Source organism: Planktothrix sp. PLAVEN19ND, from assembly GCF_057220675.1.
Map to the genome: position 1 here is coordinate 4,846,421 of NZ_CM170132.1, position 21,801 is coordinate 4,868,221.

Consider the following 21,801-nt stretch of genomic DNA (forward strand, 5'->3'; position numbering starts at 1 on the left):
ATTAAATTGGAGAATCAAAAGATGGCTCGAAAAATTATTGGGATGATCACGTCCTATCCAGGCGTTGAACAATGCGATTGGAGTTGGCATCAAAGCCCTAATAGTTTTGGAGTTTGGAATAATATTCAAGTCATGGCTAAACACCCTGATCCTGACTTTCTCCTTCTCTATAACTTTGCTCAACTTCCACCTCGTAAACATAATAAATTGATATTTAAAAATATTAACTACTCTGAAAAATTAGAAGAATACCAACAAAATTTAGAGCAAAAATTTAGAGGGGTTCCCAAGGAACGTCGCATTTTTATCTGGCGTGAACCTCCCTTAGAGTATCTGAATAATTATAATCGTACTTGTTATCAATGGGCGCAAGAATATTGTGGATATGTTTCGGCAGCCGATGACGTGGCTCCGATTTCTGAATATATGCCCGCAATTTGGTATCATTTAAATACATTTCGTGATTTTAATGAGTTACCCCCCCCTGAAAAAATCAAACTTTGTAGTTGGATTACATCTGGGGTATCTCGTTCAGAAAATCATCTCAAACGATTAGAATTTTTGCGTTTAATTCAATCGAGTGGGTCAGAGATTGATTACTATGGTCGTAATATGCCAGATTGGTCTAAGTCATCCGGTTATTTAGCTAATAAATGGTATGGTATGGCCCCCTATTATTATAATTTAACAATTGAAAACTTCGCTGATAATGATTGGTATTTAAGCGAAAAAATGTGGGATGCTTTATTAGCTTGGTGTCTTCCCATTTACTACGGTGGAACGGCAGCCGATAAAGTTTTACCTCCAGGCAGTTTCCTAAGAATACCCAGTTTAGATGAAAAAGGGATTGCTTATATTAAGGAAATTATTGCTACACCAGATGCTTGGCATCAAGCTAAAGAGGCGATCGCAGAAGCTCGACAGCTTGTTTTACATAAACTGAATTTGGTGAATTGGTTATCTGAATATGTGGAAAAGTGCAGCTAACTGAGTAAAAAATCTTCTCCACGCATTGCTTAATTTTAAAATCAGGGTTTACCTTTAAAATTACTGAGGTTCAAAGCCTAGAAATAATTGAATTTCCTGCAAAATTTTGCCTAAAACATTCTCTAAGCTTTGATCAGTATATTTTATTTTATCGGAAGGCTAAAAAAATTAGCGATCACGACGAGGGCTTTGATGGCGTTCTTGCATCAAATTAGCCAGTTGAGTGCGTTGTTCTGCGGTTAAAATTTCTCGGGTTTTTAACATTATATTAAACTGAATGTCTCCCATCTGTTGTTTTAATGCCATAAACTGATTATGTTTTAGGCGAAGTTCGCTTTCCGGTGCATTTTTAGCCATTAACTCATTTAATTCTTGCTGAAGTTGACGCATTTGTTGTTGTTGTTGGCGGATTTGTCCCTGATATTCCTGGCGAATTCCTTGAATTTTCTGTTGTTGTTCCGGGGTTAAATTCAGTGAACTGAACATTTTATCTGAACGGTCATTCATTTGGGGTTGATTCGGTGCAGCTTGGGCAATTGATTCCGCCATAACTGGAGTTGAATTCGTGAACAGAGCCGCCATAGACAGTCCAAATATTGCTACAATAGCCCGGTAAGTTAGCCGCATAAATTTACCTCAGAAACAGTTATCTTTGATTGTAATAGGTTCTTTCGGTATTGACCAACTTCCGGCAAAAAAGTTCAATCTCCAGCTAGAGATTACTAACTAAACCTTAGCCAATAGTTAAAAGATAAGCTTCATGCAGTTGGATATTAGGAATAGTTAACCGGACTAACTGTTGATTATTTACGGTAATATTCTCCTGTCGGACTGTAGCTAATTCCTTGATCACTTGTTCTCCAGAATCAGGAATCTTTTGGACTTTGACGGTGGAATTTCCCGTGGAATTCGGTAAATTTTTCAGAATTAATGTAACTCCCGCCGTTGGTGTAGAAAAGGCTTGTTCAAAATAACCGAATAGAATTTGAGCCTTTCCTTCCCGATTGGCACGACTGGCTAAGGCAACAATTTTAGGGTTACTAGACTGACTGGCAACCCGGGAATTAAACCCATCTGTGTAGGCTTTATAAACCCACCAGACGGCTCTGGGTAAGGATTGATCGGGGGTAACTAAACCATCTAAACTATTATTAAAGCAATTATTAGTTCCACTTCCTTTATTAATTGGATCCCAACAGGCTCTAACCGCACCATCGGGCCGTCCTAATTCGGTGTAATACAAAAAGCCTAAATTTTCCGCCGGACGATATTGAGCCGTAGGGCCGATAATTTCGTTGACATAAATTTTCTGAATTTTTAAACTTTGGTAGTTGGGATTTTGTTGGAAACTCCGACGGGCATTATTAATCCTAGCCGTAATTGAGGTAATATCTTGATCATTGAGTTCATGCCAAGATAAAAAATTAACTTCTAAATTATTAGCTTTAGAATAATTTAAAAATGCGGTGAAAAAGTTTTGATCATATTGGGCAAGACTCGGGCCACCAATCATCACATTTGGGCCTAATTCTTGACGTAATACTTGATAGGCTCGTTTATAGGTTTCAAAAAACTGTTCTCGGGTGCCTTTCCAAAAGGGATCTTTTAAGTCGGGTTCGTTCCAAATATCCCATAATATAACTTTATCTTTGTTTTGTCGGGCAAGTTGTCGGACGTGTTCTTCCCATTTGGCATAGTTATCATAGGGCCATCCCCTGGGGGAGCCATAGCCCCAGGTATCACTTAAAATCAGTTGAAATTGAGCCCCAAGTCCAATCACTCGCGGATACAAGTCCAGTTGGGATGTCCGCCACAGTTTAGGTTCTAGGGGTTTAATCATAGTATCGGGAGGTTGCGTGGCATTTTTCCCATACAAAAAGCCACTGACGGAACTCAAGCCAGTTCTTTGAGCGGCAAAATCAATCGTAATATCGTTTTGTTGTTGTCCGAAAACCTGAAATTGTCCCACCCCTAAAATACTGAATAAGGTAATTAAACCGACAAAAATAGGGATAAATTTTTTCAGTTTGAATTGAGATTCTTTGAATCTTAGATGCACCGAATTTAATAGATTTAATGTCATAATATCATAATAAATTTGTTAACGATAATGTACGGGCGGGTTCACCCAGATTTAAGTAATTACCAAATATCTAACAGAACCCGCCCCTACAAATGATTATGCTGATTCGGGTTTGGGTAAGGAAGATGGATGTAATAGTAATTCTGCTGTGGAGCGTTTTTCTACCATTTCTCGCGTGACCCGACAGCGTTTGACATCCTTACGCGAGGGAATTTCATACATGACATCTAACATTAATTCCTCTACAATTCCCCGTAATGCTCGGGCTCCGGTTTTGCGACGATAGGCTTCTTGAGCGATCGCTTGAATCGCATCTTCATCAAATTCTAACTGAACATTATCCATCCGCAATAGTTTTTGATATTGTTTGACCAAAGCATTGCGAGGTTCCGTTAAAATAGCCACTAAGGTCGCTTCATCTAAGGGTTCTAAGACCGCTATCATCGGAATCCGACCGATCAATTCAGGAATTAGACCAAATTTGACCAAATCATCGGGTTCCATGTGTTTGAGGGCATCAACGGTGCGTTTATCTTTCGGTTGACTGTCTCCCTGTTGGACAAATCCCATGGACTTTTTGCCCGTCCTCTGCTCCACCAATTTATCTAAGCCCACAAAGGCCCCCCCACAGACAAACAGAATATTACTAGTATCAATTTGAATACAATCTTGATAGGGATGTTTGCGTCCGCCCTGGGGTGGGACATTAGCAACGGTTCCCTCTAACATTTTTAATAAAGCCTGTTGTACCCCTTCCCCCGATACATCCCGGGTAATGGAGGGATTTTCACTTTTGCGGGCAATTTTATCAATTTCATCAATATAAACAATGCCCCGTTGGGCTTCTTCCACATCAAAATCCGCAACCTGTAATAACCGCAGCAGAATATTTTCCACATCCTCCCCGACATAACCGGCTTCCGTGAGGGTCGTGGCATCAGCCACCGCAAAGGGAACCTCTAACATTTTAGCTAAGGTTTCCGCCAAGAGGGTTTTCCCGCATCCAGTCGGGCCAATCAACAGAATATTAGATTTTTGTAACTCAACATTACTATCTTCGGCGGGTCGTCCTGTGGTTTTCGTTTGGAGAAACCCTAACCGTTTGTAATGGTTATAAACTGCGACCGAGAGTACCTTTTTCGCCTCATCTTGGCCAATAACGTGCAAGTCCAGATAGGATTTAATTTCTCTAGGTTTAGGAATTTGATTTAAACCCACTCGTCCAGTCCGTTGTCGCCGTTGTGGGGGTTGGGGAAGCTGGGGACGAGGGGAAGTGGGGGGAGTCGTGGCCGAACTACTGTCGAATAACTCCTCATCTAAAATTTCATTACACAGTTCCACACATTCATCACAGATATAGACACCTGGGCCTGCAATCAATTTGCGAACTTGCTCCTGGGACTTACCACAGAAAGAACATTTCAGATGGGAGTCGTACTTGGACATATTTACCTCATCTTAAGTTACGGGAACGGACTCTCCGGGAATCGGAAGATTTTGGGTGCGGTCGATCACCTTATCTATTAGACCATATTCTTTGGCGTCTTCTGCGGACATATAGAAGTCGCGTTCGGTATCTTCCTCAATTCGTTCGATGGGTTGACCAGTGTGTTCCGCCAATAACTCATTCAGTACCCGTTTATGATAGAGGATTTCTTTGGCTTGGATTTCAATATCAACGGCCTGTCCCTGGGCTCCGCCGAGGGGTTGGTGAATCATAATTCGGGAACTGGGTAAAGACATCCGTTTTCCTGGGGTACCGGCGGCCAATAAAAAAGCCCCCATACTAGCGGCCATTCCATAACAGATGGTGACAACATCCGGGCGAATTTGCTGCATGGTGTCCAGAATCGCCATGCCTGCGGTCACAGACCCCCCCGGAGAATTAATGTAGATTTGGATATCCTTTTCCGGGTCTTCGGCTTCTAGGAACAACAGTTGGGCACTCAGGGCATTAGCCACATCATCATCAATCGGAGTTCCCAGGAAAATAATCCGTTCTCTTAACAGACGAGAGTAGAGGTCAAAGGCCCGTTCCCCCATGCCTGACTGCTCAATCACAATCGGTACAATATTACTCGGAGACCAGGTTTCAATCCGGCTATCGCTTGTGACCTCAAAATGGGAATAGTTATCGATTCGGTATCCGAAAGACTGGGAAAACATCATAAACACCTCATAGAACAGTGGAATCAGAACCGGGGAGGAAACGTAACGATAGGACAGTTCAAAACCCCAAACTCCCAACCCCAACCCAAGATTATAAAAGAATTCGAGAGGAACGGCAAATTGATGTGATCAAAAATACATTAGTCCCTATTCGTAATTCGTAATTCGTAATTCGTAATTTCCTATTCCCTCTAACCTATTCCCACCAATCTTGAGAAACCTATATCTAACTTCAAAAATTCTTCAAATTTGTTTGCTAGGTTATAAGAATACTAGATATAAACCCAGGGCTTTATGTCCAATTTTTAAGCTAACTCAAGCAAAATTAAGCTATGATTTTCGAGAATTTGAACCCTTGGCAATTTCTGAACAATTTGTATCAACGGATGCAAGTTATTAAAGATCAATCCATCTCTAATGATCCCCCCTTAACCCTATGGGTGGCTCAGGAGGGGATCACACCGATTCGGGATGTGCAAATGCAAGAAACCTCGAATCATATTGTTTTAAAAGTCTCCATTCCTAGTCTAAAACCAGAGAATCTGGAAATTCGTGTGACCTCAGAAACCGTGTTTTTATCTGGGGAAAAAATTGAACAGGTACAGGTGCTAGGCTACTGTGATTTTACCTATCCCTCCCAACAATTTCAATGTTTGATTCCCCTACCCCATTGTGTCCATCCTGAAACCGTAACGGCAGAATTAGATCAAAATCTATTACTGCTGAAATTGCCTAAAGAAAAAACCATTTCCCCTCGAACCCAGGGAATTATTGTCCGGTGTGCGTCCGATTTGCAGCCTCTATCCGAAGCCTGGGAAGTTAACTCTAAAAATTCGTAAATTTTTGTATTTAAAGGGTTACCAGTTAGTGACCAAAGGGGTAACCTATCCACATAAACCTCTGCTACTGCCATTTGCTCTTACTACCGTTAGTCAAAAGTTATCTTTTTGTTAAAGTTAATGTCTTGAACCCAGAAAAGTTGCCACGACCATGGATAATCAAAAGGACTTGAAACCCGGTGAACCTAAACTTTGGGAATTGCGTTTGTATGTTGCTGGACAAACCCCTAAAGCTATCACAGCATTTATAAACTTGAAAAAAGTTTGTGAACAGTATCTTCAGGGTCAATATCAGATTGAAGTCATTGATTTGTTAAATGACCCCCGACTCGCCGAGCAAGATCACATTTTCGCCCTTCCCACCTTGGTTCGTAAAATTCCCCGCCCCCTAAAACAAATTATTGGGGACTTGTCCAATCCCGAAAGAATTCTGGTGGGGCTAGAATTGTGGAAAGGAGAGGGTTGGAAAAATCCCTGATTTAAAACAAGAGGAGAAGTTGTTTTATGAAATCTTATTTCCTGGCCCCCAAAGAGGACTTGCAGTCGACGGCGAAGGAAGGTTATTATTGTTTCCGTCTGTACATCGCTGGAACCAATCTTAAATCAATTCTAGCGTTGAAAACCATCAAGTACATTTGTGAAACCTACTTAAAAGGCAATTACAATTTAGAAGTAATTGACGTGTACCAACAACCCGAACTCACGGAAGGACAAAAAATCGTCGCTGTCCCCACCTTAATTCGGATTCTCCCCTTACCGTTACAGAGAATTATCGGGGATTTATCTCAAACTGATAAAATCCTGATGGCTTTGAATTTATCTTTTTGAAAAAATGTTATTTTGCAACCGAACAGTTAACCATGGTTAACTTAGATCACTCAGAAGACCCCTTAGAACAGGAAGTTGAAGATCTTCGTTATCAATTAGAAATTGCCAAAGAAACACTACGAGCGATTGGCAATGGGGAAGTTGATGCTTTAGTAATTGCCGGGTTAGAGGGAGAACAGGTTTATACCCTGCAAGGGGCTGATTCTTCCTATCGAATGTTGGTGGAAGAAATGAAAGAGGGTGCCGCCACCATTACCACCGATAGTACATTACTGCTCTATTGTAATAAACGATTAGCGTCTCTAGTTAAAACCCCATTAAAAAATTTAATTGGGACGGATTTTAAGGAATTTATTTCTCCCTCGGATTTAACCTTATTTCAAGCCCTCTGTCAGAAGGCAAGTTTGGGTTCGGGAAAGGCTGAATTAACCTTAATTGCTCGGGATGGAACGGAAGTTCCGGTTTATCTTTCTATTAATATCCTGAACCAAAAAGGAGTGGAGGTCGGATGTTTAATTATCACCGATTTATCAGAACAAAAACGAGACGAAGATATTGTTGCTCAAGAACGGTTAACTCGATTACTCTTAGAACAAGCAGCCGAGTCTATTATTGTTTGTGACTATCAGGGAAAAATTATTCGCGCCAGTCAGGAAGCTCAGAGAATTTTAGGGGCAAATTTACTGCTTTCCGATTTCGATGACCTAATTAAACTTGAACTTTTACCGCCACAAAATGGTAGTCCCGCCTTGCGAAAAAAGGAGAAAAGTTCTAATTCTATTTTTTCCATTGCATCTGTGATTAATGGTCATCCCTATAAAGGACGGGAAGTTCTGTTTATTCGCAAAGATGGAGAAAAAATCAACTTTTTATTGAGTGCGAGTCCTTTGTCCACTCCCCATAGTGTTTTTAAAGGCTGTGTGGTGATTCTCACCAATATTACGGAGCGAAAATGGTCAGAGGAATCCTTAAAAAAAATTAATGAAGAACTAGAAATCAAAGTTTCTGAGCGGACGGCTGAGTTAGAATCTTTAAATAGTCGGTTAAAACAGGAATTAGCAGAACAAGCCCGAACTCAACAGATTTTACAGGATCAAGCTCAACTTTTAGACTTAGCTAATGATGGCATTATTGCTATTGATTTGAATGATCATATCAACTATTGGAATCAGGGTGCAGAAAAACTATATGGCTATTCTAAATCAGAAGTCTTAGGAAAAAATTTAGTTAAATTGCTCAAAATTCAATCTCCTGAATCCTTAGAAAAAATTAAACAGGAAGTGCTAAAAAAAGGGAACTGGGAAGGGGAATTAATTCAAATTGATCGAGAGGGAAATACGGTTATTATTCATAGTAGTTGGTCACTCAAGAAAGATAGCCAAGGAGATCCGATTGCCATTCTAAAAATTAATCGAGATATTACCAAAGCTAAACAAGCCGAACAAGCGATTATCGATTCGGGTTTACGCTTGGCTGGGATTTTAGATATGGCTCAGGATGCGATTATTTCGATTAATGAGCAACAGGAAATTACTCTATTTAATCAGGGAGCAGAAAAAATATTTGGTTATACGGCAAATGAAATTTTAAAACAGCCTTTTAACTTATTAATTTCTGAATTTTTATTTCACAACGATTGTCAATATAGTCCAGAATTATTACCTGACCACTGTCTAATTAAACACATTGGAGAATATCAGGAAGTGACGGGTCGCCGTAAAGATGGAACGGAATTTCCGGCTGAGGTTTCTATCTCTCAATTATCCTTAGAAGCCGGAAAAATTTTAACGGTTTTTATGCGAGATATTAGCGATCGCAAACGGGTTGAAATTGCTATTCAAAAAGCCCAAGAAGACCTGGAAATTAAAGTTCAAGAACGGACAATGCAACTGGCAACTTCCAATGATGAATTAATCCGAGAAATTGCCGAGCGTAAACTTTTAGAAAATCAACTCCATGAAATCAATGAAGAACTTGAACAACGGGTAAAACAACGCACAAATGAATTAGCTAAAGCCATTGATGACCTCAAACAAGAAGCCATTGAACGCCAAAAAACCACCCTAGCCCTACAGGAATCAGAAGCCCGATTTCGAGCGGCTATTGATGGTAGTTTAGATGCGTTTTTTCTATTACAAAGCTATCGAGATGCCGAGGAAAAATTAACAAATTTTGTTTTGGTAGATATGAATTCTAAAGCCGAAGAACTACTTTCACAAAACAAAGATAATTTGTTAGGGAAAGGACTAAATGAAGTTTTTCTCAGAGAGGGAAATTTAACCTATTTTGAGCGATATTTGCGAGCCTTTAGAACCCGTAAAGGCTTTGAGGAAGAATTAGAAATTTCCCACCCCAATATTAAAGCGAAATGGGTACAAATGCAAGTGGTTCCTCTGTCCGATGGGATTGCCATCACTTGTCGTGATATTACCGAACGCAAGCAAACCGAAGAAGCCGCCCAACAAGCCAATAAAAACCTCACACGCTGGGTAAATGATTTGGAACAACGCAACCGTGAAACCTTGCTATTAGGTCAAATGAGTGAATTTTTACAGGCTTGTAATTCCACCGAAGAAGCCTATCAAGTAATTAATGATTTACTTAAACCCTTCTTCCCCCATATTTCGGGGGGGTTATTTGTGGCGAGAAATTCTAAAAATCTAGTAGAAATGGTGGCAATTTGGGGAGATTTAAATGGCATTAGTGAGGCGGTTTTTTCCCCTCAAGATTGTTGGGCATTACGGCGAGGAAGATCCCATTTTGTTCCGGCTTCTACGAGTAATTTATTATGTAAACATATCCATCAAAAAAATTATCGTCAATATCAATTAAATTCCAATAGTTCTAGTAAAATCACTCTTAACTCCTCGACAAAAACCGAACCTCCCAGTCCTTATCCCGTGATGGTTGAACATCTTTGTGTACCCATGATTGCCCAAGGAGATGCCCTAGGATTATTGTGTTTAGCCTCCGAAGAATCGGGACAAATTTCGGGAGACCAACAACGGTTAGCAACGGCCGTGGCGGAACATATTGCTTTAGCCTTAGCTAACTTGAAATTACGAGAAGCCTTAGAATATCAAAGTATCCGAGATGGTTTGACCGGGTTATATAATCGTCGCTATTTAGAAGAATCCCTAGAACGAGAAATTAACCGCGCCCAACGTCAAAAGTTTAGCTTAGGGATTATTATGATTGATATTGATCATTTTAAACAGTATAACGATACCTTTGGTCATGATGCCGGAGATATTGTCTTGCAACAACTGGGAAATATATTACAAAAAAATGTCCGGGGGTCAGATATTGCTTGTCGTTATGGGGGTGAAGAATTTACCCTGATTTTACCAGAAATTTCTCTGGAACTTGTGAAAGAAAGGGCAGAACAAATTCGAGTTGAAGTGCAACAATTAAAGCCCAAACACCGGGATCAAGATTTAGGTCAAATTACCCTCTCTTTAGGCATTTCCATGTTCCCCAGTCAAGGTTTAACAGGGGAGTCGGTTGTGCGGGCAGCGGACACGGCTTTATACCAAGCTAAAGAAGAAGGCAGAAACCGAGTCTGTGTTTTTGGCACCAATTTTGATCACTCTGCTTAAGTCCGTTTCCTATTCTTAATGTATAGATTTATTACAGTTTTCGGAATTATTTTAATCTTCAAAACTTCTTCAAATTTGTTTTTTATTCTCAAATCATTATCTCAGTGTTACCGATAGAGTCTGCTCCCTATCCCAGAAGCTCATCGAAAGTTGCTAATTCATACGAGGTTTAATCAACTTATATGCCTACCTGTCCCTGCTGTGCATCGCCAATGCTCCAACACGTTCGTAAAGGTCATCTGGTTTGGAGATGTCGCCACTGTTGGCAAGAAATGCCCGACTTGAGTTCAACCCAATCCTTGAGGCTTAACTATACCGTATCCTTAGAAAGAAGAATTAAAGAATTAGCCCTAGCCTAAAAGGAATGATAGGATAATAGGTTAATTCTTGGCTAGATTTAACAGAATTAATACCCTGGGCTCTGAGGGTTTTCTGTTCCTAGCTAGTCCGGTGATCGGGGTAGGGGATGGAACCATTTAATTTTATTCTTGTTCCTCAAGGTCAAGAATATCAAGCAGTTTTAAAAGGATTACAACTCGTAGAATCATCAAATGTTCAGATTTTACCAATTCCGATGGGTTCTCAATATTTGACCGTTTATTTAAAAAAATGGCTCAATTCGGAAGCTATTAAAAATCGTCCTTTACAGGTTTTAGTTCTGGGATTATGTGGGAGTTTATCTCCCCATCTGAAGGTGGGGGACGTTGTGATTTATCAAAATTGTTTACCTTTAATGTCCAGAGATTCCGGTGAAGATCCCAAGGATATTGCATTTCCCTGGGATTATGACTTAGCTTTATTCCTACACCAGAAATTAATTTCCTCCCATTTAGTCAGGGGGTTAACCACTGACCGAGTGATTACCACCGCCACCGAAAAACAAAAACTCAGCCAACTTTATCCCGTGGAAGTAGTGGATATGGAAGGATTAATTCTATTAGAATCCCTAACAAAAGTCGGAATTAAGGCGGCAATGGTCAGGGTTGTAAGTGATGATTTCTCTCAAGACTTACCCGATTTAACCCCGGCGATTGATAATAGTGGAACATTAAAAACATTTCCCTTAATTAAAGTGTTATTACAACATCCAATTCAAGGATTAAAACTGATGAGAAGTGGTTTAAAAAGTCTGGCTATTTTGCAACAACTGACCCCAAAATTACAACTCTTGAATTAAAACAAAAGGTTGCACAATTAGGGCTTGAAATCGTTTTTTAGGCTGATCATTCCATTGTGAAATTTGCTCCGGGGAGGGTTTATGAATTAAACCTTCACTAATCCAATGTTGGACGCAAAGGGCATTATCCTGGGCGATCGCTTCCCCTACAGTTAATAAATCCAATTGGGATTCCACAATAATTACAATCTCCCGTTCCAGGTGGGGCGTTAACCAATCCCATTCCGCTTCATCAAGGTTTTCTGTGAGTTGGGATCTTAAAGATTCAGTTTCCATAAAAAATTGAGATGTAAAATTCATAACTGATTAAAACTTAACGCCCGAGATCATGCAGAGTATTAATTTCATCGGCACAACGTTGGGTTAATTCCAATAATTCATCCCTGTCGGTAGAATCGGGAGGGGGAATTAAATGACCAACTCGTACCGTAACCGGAACCGATCGAGGCAGATAGGAACCCCGATTCACAATGGCATTTGTTCCCCATAAACACACGGGTAATAAGGGAACTTTTGCCTTGGCCGCAATTAATGCCGCCCCCAATTTGGGCTCCGTAATTCGACTATCGGGGGTGCGAGTTCCCTGGAGAAAAACCCCCGTAGCCCAACCATTTTCTAATTGTTGTAACGCCGCCCGGATGGCACTGCGATCAGGGGAACCCCGTTTGACCGGATAGGCTCCATACAGGGAAATCGCCTGTTTCAAGATGGGTACTTCAAATAATTCCTCTTTGGCCATATAGGAAACTGGACGCCCCATACAACTCGCCAGTAGGACAGGATCAAAATCACTTGCATGGTTACTCACAATCACTAATGGCCCCGCCAAGGGAACCCGATCCGCACCATAAATCCGACCTTGAAAGTACAGGTGTAACATCGGGCTGACCACCGACCACTTGAACAAGTGATACAGAATCAAACTAGAAAGGGGTTCACGGCTTCTCACAAAAGGTGCAAGTTCTTGATTCACGCGCTTGGTTGAATAGTTCGGGTTGAACAGTCTGGGTTTAGGGGTTACTTTTTCTGGCCTTGGGATGCTTTAACCGTGGCTAAAACTTCTTCGATTTTAGATAGTTCCACCGCACCGGAGAAGGTTTCACCATTCATCACAAAAAATGGTGTTCCCGAAATCCCCAAACTTTCCCCTAATTGGATATCCTTTTGAATCGCAGCCTTGGCTTCTGGGCTTTGGCGATCGCGATTAAATTTTTCTACGTCCAGATTTAACTGTTTAGCGATCGCCGGATATAACGCCTCTCCCAACTGATTCTGCTGTGTAAATAAAGCGTTTTGGTATTCCCAGAATTTGCCCTGTTGTTGGGCTGCCCAGGAGGCTTGGGCCGCGGGTAGAGCCTCTGGGTGAATGCGAGTCAGGGGAAAATGCTTGTAAACCAGAGTCACCTGATCTTGGTGAGTCTTCATAAACTGGCCAATAGTGTCGTGGGCGCGGGCGCAGAAGGGACACTGAAAATCAGAAAACTCCACCAGGACTATATTTTTAGCCTCTGAACCCGTAAAGGGGGAAGTCCCAATCACCGCTTTCGGATTAGTTTTGATTTGATCCAAGAAAGTTTGTCGCGCCTGTTGTAGTTGGCTGTCCTGTTGCTGTTGATAGGCTTGAACGGACTCTAAAATCACTTCTGGATGCTGTCGAATCACTTGCAGGATTTGCTGTTCCAGTTGAGGATTAACTTTAACGGTTTGATCAGACTGGGCGGATTCTGAACAACTCATCAACGTCACACCAACGATCAAAACTATTGTGATCCATAACCTTGATTGACGATAAAGCTGTTGTCCTATCCTAGAGATGTTCATAATCCTGGGTTCCCATCGATTTTTTTTTGATCCTAACAGTTAATCGTCAACTCCTTTCCTAATCGTTTGAGATATAACCTAAATCCGCTAATTTTTTTAAGACCTTAGCAACACTTTCGGATAAATCTTCGTGATCGGTATTACATTCAACGTCTGGATTTGTTGGGGCTTCGTAGGGATCATCAATACCTGTAAAGCCTTTAATTTCCCCTGCTCTAGCCCGTTTATACAATCCTTTAACATCTCGACCTTCACAAACCGTTAAGGGCGCATTCACATACACTTCCACAAAATCCCCAATTTTCTCCCGCACTTCTTCCCGAATTTCTCGATAGGGAGAGATAGCAGAAACGAGGACAATTACGCCATTTCGGGTTAGGAGATGGGCAACAAATCCAATCCGACGGATATTTTCATCCCGATCCGGTTTACTAAATCCTAAACCTTTGGTGAGATTTTCCCGAACTATATCCCCATCTAAAATCTCTAGGTTACATCCCTTCTCCTGGAATATTTGAGCAACCGCTTGGCTAATGGTGGTTTTTCCCGCACCACTCAAACCCGTAAACCATACTGTTACACCTCGATGCTGCATTCAGGTTTTTTCTCCCGTTTTATTCGTTCAGATCTCCAATAGATTATGGTAAGTCGAGATTGCAGCGCGAGTCAACTAAAATATTAATTCTCGGTTGGCTAGACTTGACATTTAAACCTTAATTTGTATTCCCTTGTTTGTTATGGGTTGCATCAGAAGTAGAGAAAACTATCAAATTTGACAGAATTTCTTTGAACACTGTAGTTTGATCTTATAATTTGTTGTTGCGCTTGAGCGCATCTATCCAGAGCAAAAACATCAACCCAACATGATTTTGAAAAAACCCTTTAAATATTTACTATTTTTATTTCTGACAACCTTAGTAATTTGGGGGATTATCACTAGCCATCATCCCCCCATTTCTGCCCAGGAAAAACCCTCGGGGACAAGTAAAACCCTAATCATGGCAACTTCCCCAGATTATCCCCCCTATCAATTTAAAGATACGGCTACCAGTGGCGATAAAATTGTGGGTTTTGATGTAGATATTGCCAAATATATTACTCAGCAATTAGGCTACGATCTGAAAATTAATGGTATAGATTTTAATGGTTTAATTCCGGCTTTAACCGCTAAACGGGCGGATTTTGTCATGGCAGGAATGACCCCTACTCCTGAGCGTCAAAAAAATGTAGCTTTTTCGGATATCTATTTTGAAGCTAAAAATACTATTGTTAGTCTCGATACCCAAAATTATACCAATCCCGAACAATTAAAAGGCAAAAAAGTCGGAGTACAACTGGGTTCAATTCAGCAGGAAGCGGTTAAAAATTGGTCGGGGGTAACGGCTATTCCTTTAAATAAAACTAGTGATATTATTCAGGAGTTAAAATCAAAACGGCTGGATGCGGGGGTTTTAGAAAATACTATTGTTAGGGGCTATATTGCAGCGAATCCAGGATTAGTATATCACGAAGTTCCCAATACCGAAGCAGCAGGATCGGCGATCGCCTTTCCCAAAGACTCACCCTTAGTCGAACCCTTTAATCAGGTGATTCAACAGATGCAAGCCAGTGGTAAAATTGAGGAACTGGCTAAGAAATGGTTTGATCGTCCAGTCAGCTTAGAAACTGCTGAAGTTCCCCAGGGAAAGGGATTAAAACTTGATTTTAATAAAATTGCGCCCAATATTCCCTATATCTTAGCCGGAATTTTTATTACCTTACAATTTAGTTTGGTTTCGGCTTTCTTTGGGTTTATTTGGGGAACAATTCTCGCCCTATTTAAGATTTCGACTATTAAACCCCTAAATATTTTTTCCCAAGCCTATACATCCATTTTTAGAGGCACACCCTTACTGGTACAATTAACCTTAATTTATTTTGCCACTCCCCAACTCACCGGATATGATATTACCGCCTTTCAAGCCGGGATATTAGCCTTTTCTTTAAATTCTGGGGCTTATATTTCCGAAACCATTCGGGCGGGAATTCAAGCCGTGGATAAAGGGCAAAAAGAAGCCTGTGAAGCCTTGGGAATTCAATATCAACTGATGATGGTCGATATTATTTTACCCCAAGCCCTCAGAAACATTCTTCCTGCTTTAGTGAATGAAAGTATTAACCTATTAAAAGATTCAACCTTAGTATCTGTTATTGGGGTGGAAGATATGTTACGTCGGGCGCAAATTGTCGGGGCAGAAAAGTATATTTACTTTGAACCTTTGATTTTTGTCGCTATTATTTATTATATCATGATTATTACCTTAACTTGGGGGGCAAATGGACTTGAACGCAAACTCAAAAGTAACAGTTGATTCGGCGGTTATAGTGGATCGCTTATATAAATCCTTTGGGGATTTAAAAGTATTAAAAGGGATTACAACCGACATTCAAAAAGGGCAGGTTGTTTCAATTATCGGCCCTTCAGGCTGTGGGAAATCCACCTTTTTACGCTGTCTGAATCTTCTGGAAACCCCGACCTCCGGGCGTATTTTTATTGATGGCATGGAAATTACTGATCCGAAAGCCGAAATTTATAAAATTCGCCAGTCCGTGGGAATGGTCTTTCAAAACTTTAATTTATTTCCCCATTTAAGTGTCTTAAAAAATGTGATTTATGCTCCGATAAAAGTTAAGAAAATCTCCGAATCTGCGGCGAAAGATTTGGGAATGGAGTTATTACAAAAAGTGGGCTTGGCGGAGAAAGCAGACGTCTATCCTTCCCGACTTTCAGGAGGCCAAAAACAACGGGTAGCGATCGCTCGAACCATGGCCATGGAACCGGATATTTTATTAATGGATGAACCCACCTCCGCCCTTGATCCAGAAATGGTTAAAGAAGTTTTAGAGGTGATGAAATCCTTAGCAAAAACCGGAATTACCATGGCAATTGTTACCCATGAAATGGGATTTGCCAGGGAAGTTTCTAACCGGATTTTATTCCTAGATAGTGGCTTACTGGCCGAAGATTCTCCCCCAGAACAGTTTTTTAAAAATCCTGAATCTGAACGCGCAAAGCAGTTTTTAGAAAAAATGTTATAGCAATTAATTTTAGTGTTGACAACTTCTTTGTGTCTTCGTGTCTTTGTGGTTAAATTAAGCTTAATCCTTGTAAAGATAGCTACAAAAACGGCTATATAGTTTTAATATCAGCATTTCTTGACCCAAATCGACAAAAATTGTGTATTATTAAGTAGTGTTACATTAATTCCTGTCTTCGGTGCATTCTGATTCCTCATCCAACTGAGTTGTCTCAGTTTAAATGATAATCTGTATCACGGGTGACAGAATTTTTCGATCCATCAAGTCGATACTGTTGTTAAAGAGGTACAGAACTATGGCAAATTCAACCCTTGAGAATAACGCCGCTTCCGCTTCAAATCAGTGGGGTGAAGATTCTCAAATCTGGCAAAGTTTGAAAGTAGCGATCGCATCTAGTTCCGGTTTTCAACGCTGGGAATTAGAACGGGATTTAAACCTAATTGAACCCACCACTAATTTAGATCAATTAGTGAGTTTGTACTTGCGTGAAACTTTGGAAACCTTAGCTTATTAAAACGTCGGTGTGAGTTTTTTAATCCATAATAATTCCCCGAAACTAGGTTTCTCAAGATGGCTTGCTGAAACCTAGTTTTTCGACTGATCAAATATAATTATAGCAATCCCAAATAGGTTGTAACATTTCAATACTGATATGAAACAGTCAGAAGTATTACCCCTGTTCCCAGATCCGGCGTTCCCTGTTCCCTTTTGATCAGGAATTTTGAACACAACTCAAATAGGATTGCTATATATTATTTTAGAATTAACAGCAGAGATGATTTTTAGTGGGTTAAAATTGAGTTAAACGAGGAAATGCGATCGCCTCAAAAGCAAAATTATGATTAAATAGGGAATAGCTGAAAGATTCAATTTTTGACTATGACCCATTCCCTGGAACTTCCCCCCCTGAATACCGATACAATTTGGGCAATTATCAATCAAGATATTGATGATGCAACCGTGAATCAATTGGTTTGGTATTATCTAGGATATCGATATGATCCTGAAACCGATCAATGGGATGGGACAAATGCCGATACCCATTGGACAACTGAATATCCCGCACCTCCTGATTTTATCGAAAGTCGTCCCGCAACGGTAAAATTAACTCGTTCTATTCCCGCAGAGAATAAACAATTGCTCAAGGAAGAATTGGGTTTTAAGGGTTATAAAATCGGAGAATTTAACCCTCGGGATACTCGACGCGCAACCATGGCCAGTTGGTTATTATCCCAAATGAAAGAACTGAAATTAATATGAATTCTTATTTAAAACAAAATAGTCAACAGGGAATTATGAATTTCGTAATTCGTAATTCATAATTACCCTAAAGGTTCATCACGACGGTCAACGGCACGAAGGCGGCTTAATCGCTCCGTTGCCCATTTTGCCATTTCTTGAACTTCAGGATCGGGATCATCCATGGCTCGTTGTAAAATTTGACTCATTTGGGTGGCTAAATCATAAATTCGGGTTAAATCTCGAATGGCATTTTTTCTGACTTCTGCATTTTCATCTTGAAGGGACAAACTTAACGCTCGGTTTAGGGGTTTTAGGGTGCGAGTGCCAATTTCTGAAAGAGCGGCTAAAACTAAACTGCGTTGATTGGAGTCAGAATTAATTAATAATTCTAATAACGCTTGAATGGCCCGAGAATCTCCGGCTTGAGCCAGTTCCCAAATAGCATTATTCCTAATATTGGGGTTAGTCTGTTTTAAATCATTAATCCATTGTTCCTGGGGATCGAGTTTAGGAGCATGGGCAGGGTCTGATGTTAATGAGGAACTCGCCGGGTGTGGTGACGGTGGGGTATCGGTTTTAGCAATTTGTAATGCCGCCTCCCGATGACTATTCTGTTCTGAGAACAAAGAGGGTTGGATCACGGTGGGAGCCGTTTGGGGAGGTTCCTTGACCGATGGGGCTGGGCTGGGGTCAGATTTGGGGAGGGTTTGCGCCTGAATATCAATAACTTTGCCTTCTTCGGGCTCGGAGGGACTGATCAGCCGAATTAAGATTAAAATAGCCCCGACCGTGACAATTAAAGCCCCTACCCCAAGAATTAATGCTTTTGAGGGGAGACGGAAACCTGATTGTTTGGCAGGTGGGGGTGTTTTGGCGTCTGGGGTCGGGGGTTTTTCGGGGTTAGTTTGGGCGAGTTGCCAGGATAAATCGGAACCCCCTAAAGGTAGAGTGGTGAAGCGATCACTTGTGTTTGTCAGGGCTGGGGTTTTGTTGTCAACCGCAGCCAGAGTCCGACTACTGAAGCAGGAAGTTCCACCCCAGGAGGCAATATAGACCAATAGAAATAGGGTCAGGCGATAAAAAGGAGCCATAAGACTCAATAAATTTGTGATCGGCTAGGGTGGATATTAAGGGAATCAATCGTTTTGTTAGTTTAACCTGTACCCGCAAGAAACCTGATAAAAATGATCGGAGATAGCAAATCCCAAGAACGCAAATTCATTGCCACTGAACCTCTATTTTTAGCGGGAGAACAGGCGGAATATCAGGTCTGGACTAGCATTTGTCAAAGCTTTGTCCAACGAGATTGTATTGCCTATTGGCGCTATCCGATTTTCTCGAAACTGGGACGGTTTCGTAAGGAACCTGATATTTTAATCGTAGATGCAGAATGGGGATTAATTATTATTGAGGTAAAATCAATAACAATTGAGCAAATTCTTGGGATTAGAGGTCATTGCTGGGAACTACAAGAATTTTATACCACCCAAGCCAACCCTTATCAACAGGCTGAGCATCAATTATATGCCTTATTAGAATATTGTCATTTAGAATCCATCCTCCGTCGAGCCGTTGCGGGTCGTGTATTGGTCGCCCTACCTCGGATTCTGGAATCTCAATGGCAGCATCGGGGATTTGACCTGCTCCCGAGTTGTCCTCCAATTTTATTTCAAGAAGATTTAATCACAGAATCGGGGGAAACTGGGGAAAGCTGGGGTTTAATCGCACGGATCAAAACAGCACCGTTGGTCGCCAAAGGCGGGGAACTGTCCCCGGAACAATGGCAGGCGTTAAAGGCGGTGATTAGTGGGACGCCGTTGTTGAGGACACCAACCCGTCGATTTTTTTTGAGTCCCAAGGATTATTTAGAACCCTCTTTAACCCGCAGTGCGGTATTAGAGACGGTCAGACAACGTATTTCTGAATTGGATTTACAACAGGAACAAATTGCTAAGGTGATTCCCCCAGGGCCACAACGAATTCGCGGAGTTGCCGGTTCAGGAAAAACCGTTTTATTATGTCAAAAAGCGGTACAAATGCACCTGAAATACCCAGACTGGGATATTGCATTAGTATTTTTTAGTCGCAGTTTATATGAGATAATTTTACAACAGGTGGATCAATGGTTAAGGCGATTTAGTTGTAATCAAATTGGCTATAATCCTGAAAATTCTAAATTAAAAGTTCTCCATGCTTGGGGTGCTAAGGATCAACAGGGTTTTTATCGCACTATTTGTCAGGCGGCGGGGATTTGGAGCCAAAGTTTACAACAAACCACTCGTTTAAAAGCAAATGAATCTTTAGCAGAAGCTTGTTTACATTTATTGAAATCAGCTACAATTCCAGCTATTTTTGATGCGGTTTTAATTGATGAAGGTCAGGATTTTATGGTGGAGGATGACCTGAAATTTGAGGGAAAACAGCCTTTTTATTGGATGGCCTATCAAGCGTTACGTCCGGTGACGGTTTCCGAGGGTCATAGTGCTGAAATTCCGCAAAAACGATTAATTTGGGCCTATGATGAAATCCAAAGTTTAAACAGTTTAAAGATTCCCACGGCGAGTGAATTATTTGGGGATGAATTGGGACAATTAGTTACAGGGGAATATGGCAATGGCATTCAAAAAACAGAGATTATGTCTCGATGTTATCGAGTTCCAGGGGAAATTTTAACGGCGGCTCATGGCCTAGGTTTGGGATTATTACGTCCCCAAGGATTATTAACTGGAACTGTTTGGGCGAAAGACTGGGAAATGCTGGGTTATGAAGTGATTTCACCTGCTTCAAAAACAAAGGAAAAATCTCTTGTTAATGCTTCTGTTAAAACCGGAGAAACGATTACTTTAAAACGTTCTAAAGAAAATTCCCTGAATCCCACGGCTCAGTTATGGAAAAAACCTTTGATTGAATTTGAAGCCTATCATTCCCGTTCGGCAGAATTAATTGATTTAAGCGATCGCCTAATTTATAACTTAAAAATTGATGGGTTGCGCCCCAGTCGAGAAATTTTAATCATTGTTTTAGGAATCGGTTGGGAAACAATACAACTGCAAACCTATATTGCTAACTTTTTAATGCAGCAAGGACTTGATATTTTTCTCCCGGGTACCTCGGATTGTAATATTCTAAAACCCAGTTATACCCATGGGAATCAATTTTGGTGTGAGGGCGGGGTGACCATTTCTCGGATTCATCAAGCTAAGGGAAATGAAGCCGATATGGTTTATCTTGTCGGTTTAGAGCAAGTTGCGATCGCTGAAAATAATCTCAATTTTCGCAATCAATTATTTGTCGCCATGACTCGTTCTCGAGGTTGGTTACGATTAAGTGGTTTAGGTTCCTATCCGCTCTATGAAGAAGTTTCACAGGTGATCAAAAGTGGCAATACTTTCACGTTTCCCCAGTTATTTTCACCTCAACGGGATATTAGTATTAGCACGAGGGGGGAACTGATGCGAAGATATAAAAATGGCGATCGCAATTTTCAAGGCATCAACCTATCGGGTTTGGATTTGACTGGAGTCAATTTAAGTTATGCTAATTTAATTGGAGCTAATCTCCAAAATGCCAATCTGACCCAAGCCAACTTAAAGCAGGCTAAATTAGTAGTAGCGAATTTAAGCCAAACGGAAATGACCGGTGCTAACTTACAGCGAGTCAAGTTAGTTAGTGCCAATTTACAACAAACCCAATTGAATTTTTGCGATTTGAGGCGAGCAGATCTCAGGGATGCCGATCTCAGTCAAGCACAACTGATGGGTGCTAATTTAAAAGATGCTAATTTAAGTGGGGCTAATCTAGCTCAGGCTAACCTTTCCCATGCTAATCTCCAGGGTACTGTTCGACCTGGGGTAAACTGCACAGAGGCAATTTTGAATGGGGCAATATTACCCGATGGTCGGATATTTGAGCCAAGCCCTGAACAACCCTCGCTGATCAACTATGATTAAAAGAGTTTGGGATGTCCGTTTTTGGTCA

The 21,801-nt window shown here is 40.9% G+C and carries 21 protein-coding genes; 12 read left to right on the top strand and 9 right to left on the bottom strand.

Translation table 11 applies throughout. The annotated features are described in order from the left end of the window. Positions 1-21 precede the first annotated feature (21 nt). Entirely contained in the window at positions 22-987 is a 966-nt protein-coding gene (locus AC2D3N_RS20805; RefSeq protein ID WP_079680778.1) for a glycosyltransferase family 10 domain-containing protein, read from the top strand. A gap of 168 nt (positions 988-1,155) precedes the next feature. Here the strand turns inward: AC2D3N_RS20805 and AC2D3N_RS20810 are convergent, their stop codons facing one another. The 4 genes from AC2D3N_RS20810 to clpP all read right to left on the bottom strand — a co-directional run bounded on the left by AC2D3N_RS20810 (position 1,156) and on the right by clpP (position 5,239). Then, on the bottom strand, positions 1,156-1,614 hold the full coding sequence (locus AC2D3N_RS20810; protein ID WP_484692014.1) for a Spy/CpxP family protein refolding chaperone: 459 nt from the start codon (positions 1,612-1,614) through the stop codon (positions 1,156-1,158). Between the two features lie 106 nt (positions 1,615-1,720). Beyond that, positions 1,721-3,070 (bottom strand): GH39 family glycosyl hydrolase, encoded by a 1,350-nt coding sequence (locus AC2D3N_RS20815; protein WP_484692015.1) that lies wholly within the window; start codon positions 3,068-3,070, stop codon positions 1,721-1,723. A 96-nt stretch (positions 3,071-3,166) separates the two neighbouring features. After that, positions 3,167-4,516: an ATP-dependent protease ATP-binding subunit ClpX gene (gene clpX, locus AC2D3N_RS20820; protein ID WP_079680781.1), complete on the bottom strand. Its 1,350-nt coding sequence runs from the start codon at positions 4,514-4,516 to the stop codon at positions 3,167-3,169. A gap of 12 nt (positions 4,517-4,528) precedes the next feature. After that, entirely contained in the window at positions 4,529-5,239 is a 711-nt protein-coding gene (gene clpP, locus AC2D3N_RS20825) for an ATP-dependent Clp endopeptidase proteolytic subunit ClpP (RefSeq protein WP_079680782.1), read from the bottom strand. Between the two features lie 332 nt (positions 5,240-5,571). Between clpP and AC2D3N_RS20830 the strand changes: the two genes are divergently transcribed. From AC2D3N_RS20830 to AC2D3N_RS20855, 6 genes are all read left to right on the top strand, one after another. Next, positions 5,572-6,078 (top strand): Hsp20/alpha crystallin family protein, encoded by a 507-nt coding sequence (locus tag AC2D3N_RS20830; RefSeq protein WP_484692016.1) that lies wholly within the window; start codon positions 5,572-5,574, stop codon positions 6,076-6,078. Between the two features lie 151 nt (positions 6,079-6,229). Beyond that, positions 6,230-6,556: a circadian clock KaiB family protein gene (locus AC2D3N_RS20835; RefSeq protein ID WP_079680784.1), complete on the top strand. Its 327-nt coding sequence runs from the start codon at positions 6,230-6,232 to the stop codon at positions 6,554-6,556. Between the two features lie 26 nt (positions 6,557-6,582). Beyond that, a complete protein-coding gene (locus AC2D3N_RS20840; RefSeq protein ID WP_484692017.1) occupies positions 6,583-6,906 on the top strand; it encodes a circadian clock KaiB family protein in 324 nt (107 codons plus the stop codon). Positions 6,907-6,938: 32 nt separating this feature from the next. Then, positions 6,939-10,505: a PAS domain S-box protein gene (locus AC2D3N_RS20845; protein ID WP_484692018.1), complete on the top strand. Its 3,567-nt coding sequence runs from the start codon at positions 6,939-6,941 to the stop codon at positions 10,503-10,505. A gap of 212 nt (positions 10,506-10,717) precedes the next feature. Then, positions 10,718-10,864: a hypothetical protein gene (locus AC2D3N_RS20850; RefSeq protein ID WP_159451565.1), complete on the top strand. Its 147-nt coding sequence runs from the start codon at positions 10,718-10,720 to the stop codon at positions 10,862-10,864. 107 nt (positions 10,865-10,971) lie between these two features. Continuing rightward, entirely contained in the window at positions 10,972-11,682 is a 711-nt protein-coding gene (locus AC2D3N_RS20855) for a phosphorylase family protein (protein WP_484692019.1), read from the top strand. Here AC2D3N_RS20855 and AC2D3N_RS20860 read toward each other — a convergent pair. From AC2D3N_RS20860 to cysC, 4 genes are all read right to left on the bottom strand, one after another. After that, entirely contained in the window at positions 11,665-11,982 is a 318-nt protein-coding gene (locus tag AC2D3N_RS20860) for a DUF2288 domain-containing protein (RefSeq protein WP_484692020.1), read from the bottom strand. The genes AC2D3N_RS20855 and AC2D3N_RS20860 overlap by 18 nt on opposite strands. Before the next feature lie 13 nt (positions 11,983-11,995). After that, entirely contained in the window at positions 11,996-12,655 is a 660-nt protein-coding gene (locus tag AC2D3N_RS20865; RefSeq protein WP_484692021.1) for a lysophospholipid acyltransferase family protein, read from the bottom strand. A 44-nt stretch (positions 12,656-12,699) separates the two neighbouring features. After that, on the bottom strand, positions 12,700-13,419 hold the full coding sequence (locus AC2D3N_RS20870) for a DsbA family protein (protein WP_484692022.1): 720 nt from the start codon (positions 13,417-13,419) through the stop codon (positions 12,700-12,702). 142 nt (positions 13,420-13,561) lie between these two features. Then, on the bottom strand, positions 13,562-14,098 hold the full coding sequence (cysC, locus tag AC2D3N_RS20875; RefSeq protein WP_079680790.1) for an adenylyl-sulfate kinase: 537 nt from the start codon (positions 14,096-14,098) through the stop codon (positions 13,562-13,564). Positions 14,099-14,366: 268 nt separating this feature from the next. Between cysC and AC2D3N_RS20880 the strand changes: the two genes are divergently transcribed. The 4 genes from AC2D3N_RS20880 to AC2D3N_RS20895 all read left to right on the top strand — a co-directional run bounded on the left by AC2D3N_RS20880 (position 14,367) and on the right by AC2D3N_RS20895 (position 17,841). Next, positions 14,367-15,854 carry an ABC transporter substrate-binding protein/permease gene (locus AC2D3N_RS20880; RefSeq protein WP_484692023.1) on the top strand — a complete coding sequence of 496 codons (1,488 nt, stop codon included), beginning with the start codon at positions 14,367-14,369 and terminating at the stop codon, positions 15,852-15,854. Next, positions 15,820-16,581 carry an amino acid ABC transporter ATP-binding protein gene (locus tag AC2D3N_RS20885; RefSeq protein ID WP_079680792.1) on the top strand — a complete coding sequence of 254 codons (762 nt, stop codon included), beginning with the start codon at positions 15,820-15,822 and terminating at the stop codon, positions 16,579-16,581. Before AC2D3N_RS20880 ends, AC2D3N_RS20885 begins: the two co-directional genes overlap by 35 nt. A gap of 295 nt (positions 16,582-16,876) precedes the next feature. After that, on the top strand, positions 16,877-17,095 hold the full coding sequence (locus AC2D3N_RS20890; RefSeq protein WP_484692024.1) for a hypothetical protein: 219 nt from the start codon (positions 16,877-16,879) through the stop codon (positions 17,093-17,095). A gap of 365 nt (positions 17,096-17,460) precedes the next feature. After that, on the top strand, positions 17,461-17,841 hold the full coding sequence (locus AC2D3N_RS20895; RefSeq protein ID WP_484692025.1) for a DUF1823 family protein: 381 nt from the start codon (positions 17,461-17,463) through the stop codon (positions 17,839-17,841). A 62-nt stretch (positions 17,842-17,903) separates the two neighbouring features. Here the strand turns inward: AC2D3N_RS20895 and AC2D3N_RS20900 are convergent, their stop codons facing one another. Further along, positions 17,904-18,914 (bottom strand): HEAT repeat domain-containing protein, encoded by a 1,011-nt coding sequence (locus AC2D3N_RS20900; RefSeq protein ID WP_079680795.1) that lies wholly within the window; start codon positions 18,912-18,914, stop codon positions 17,904-17,906. Between the two features lie 93 nt (positions 18,915-19,007). Between AC2D3N_RS20900 and AC2D3N_RS20905 the strand changes: the two genes are divergently transcribed. Continuing rightward, positions 19,008-21,773 (top strand): pentapeptide repeat-containing protein, encoded by a 2,766-nt coding sequence (locus AC2D3N_RS20905; protein ID WP_484692026.1) that lies wholly within the window; start codon positions 19,008-19,010, stop codon positions 21,771-21,773. Positions 21,774-21,801 lie beyond the last annotated feature (28 nt).

Excerpts from the sequence above, each read along its gene's own strand:
- clpP (WP_079680782.1), bottom strand. The coding sequence starts at position 5,239 with ATGATGTTTTCCCAGTCTTTCGGATACCGAATCGATAACTATTCCCAT.
- AC2D3N_RS20900 (WP_079680795.1), bottom strand. The coding sequence starts at position 18,914 with ATGGCTCCTTTTTATCGCCTGACCCTATTTCTATTGGTCTATATTGCC.
- cysC (WP_079680790.1), bottom strand. The coding sequence starts at position 14,098 with ATGCAGCATCGAGGTGTAACAGTATGGTTTACGGGTTTGAGTGGTGCG.
- AC2D3N_RS20835 (WP_079680784.1), top strand. The coding sequence starts at position 6,230 with ATGGATAATCAAAAGGACTTGAAACCCGGTGAACCTAAACTTTGGGAA.
- AC2D3N_RS20870 (WP_484692022.1), bottom strand. The coding sequence starts at position 13,419 with ATGAGTTGTTCAGAATCCGCCCAGTCTGATCAAACCGTTAAAGTTAAT.
- AC2D3N_RS20830 (WP_484692016.1), top strand. The coding sequence starts at position 5,572 with ATGATTTTCGAGAATTTGAACCCTTGGCAATTTCTGAACAATTTGTAT.
- AC2D3N_RS20845 (WP_484692018.1), top strand. The coding sequence starts at position 6,939 with ATGGTTAACTTAGATCACTCAGAAGACCCCTTAGAACAGGAAGTTGAA.
- AC2D3N_RS20890 (WP_484692024.1), top strand. The coding sequence starts at position 16,877 with ATGGCAAATTCAACCCTTGAGAATAACGCCGCTTCCGCTTCAAATCAG.
- AC2D3N_RS20895 (WP_484692025.1), top strand. The coding sequence starts at position 17,461 with ATGACCCATTCCCTGGAACTTCCCCCCCTGAATACCGATACAATTTGG.
- AC2D3N_RS20850 (WP_159451565.1), top strand. The coding sequence starts at position 10,718 with ATGCTCCAACACGTTCGTAAAGGTCATCTGGTTTGGAGATGTCGCCAC.
- AC2D3N_RS20805 (WP_079680778.1), top strand. The coding sequence starts at position 22 with ATGGCTCGAAAAATTATTGGGATGATCACGTCCTATCCAGGCGTTGAA.
- AC2D3N_RS20840 (WP_484692017.1), top strand. The coding sequence starts at position 6,583 with ATGAAATCTTATTTCCTGGCCCCCAAAGAGGACTTGCAGTCGACGGCG.
- AC2D3N_RS20815 (WP_484692015.1), bottom strand. The coding sequence starts at position 3,070 with ATGACATTAAATCTATTAAATTCGGTGCATCTAAGATTCAAAGAATCT.
- AC2D3N_RS20810 (WP_484692014.1), bottom strand. The coding sequence starts at position 1,614 with ATGCGGCTAACTTACCGGGCTATTGTAGCAATATTTGGACTGTCTATG.
- AC2D3N_RS20855 (WP_484692019.1), top strand. The coding sequence starts at position 10,972 with ATGGAACCATTTAATTTTATTCTTGTTCCTCAAGGTCAAGAATATCAA.
- AC2D3N_RS20905 (WP_484692026.1), top strand. The coding sequence starts at position 19,008 with ATGATCGGAGATAGCAAATCCCAAGAACGCAAATTCATTGCCACTGAA.
- clpX (WP_079680781.1), bottom strand. The coding sequence starts at position 4,516 with ATGTCCAAGTACGACTCCCATCTGAAATGTTCTTTCTGTGGTAAGTCC.
- AC2D3N_RS20880 (WP_484692023.1), top strand. The coding sequence starts at position 14,367 with ATGATTTTGAAAAAACCCTTTAAATATTTACTATTTTTATTTCTGACA.
- AC2D3N_RS20860 (WP_484692020.1), bottom strand. The coding sequence starts at position 11,982 with ATGAATTTTACATCTCAATTTTTTATGGAAACTGAATCTTTAAGATCC.
- AC2D3N_RS20885 (WP_079680792.1), top strand. The coding sequence starts at position 15,820 with ATGGACTTGAACGCAAACTCAAAAGTAACAGTTGATTCGGCGGTTATA.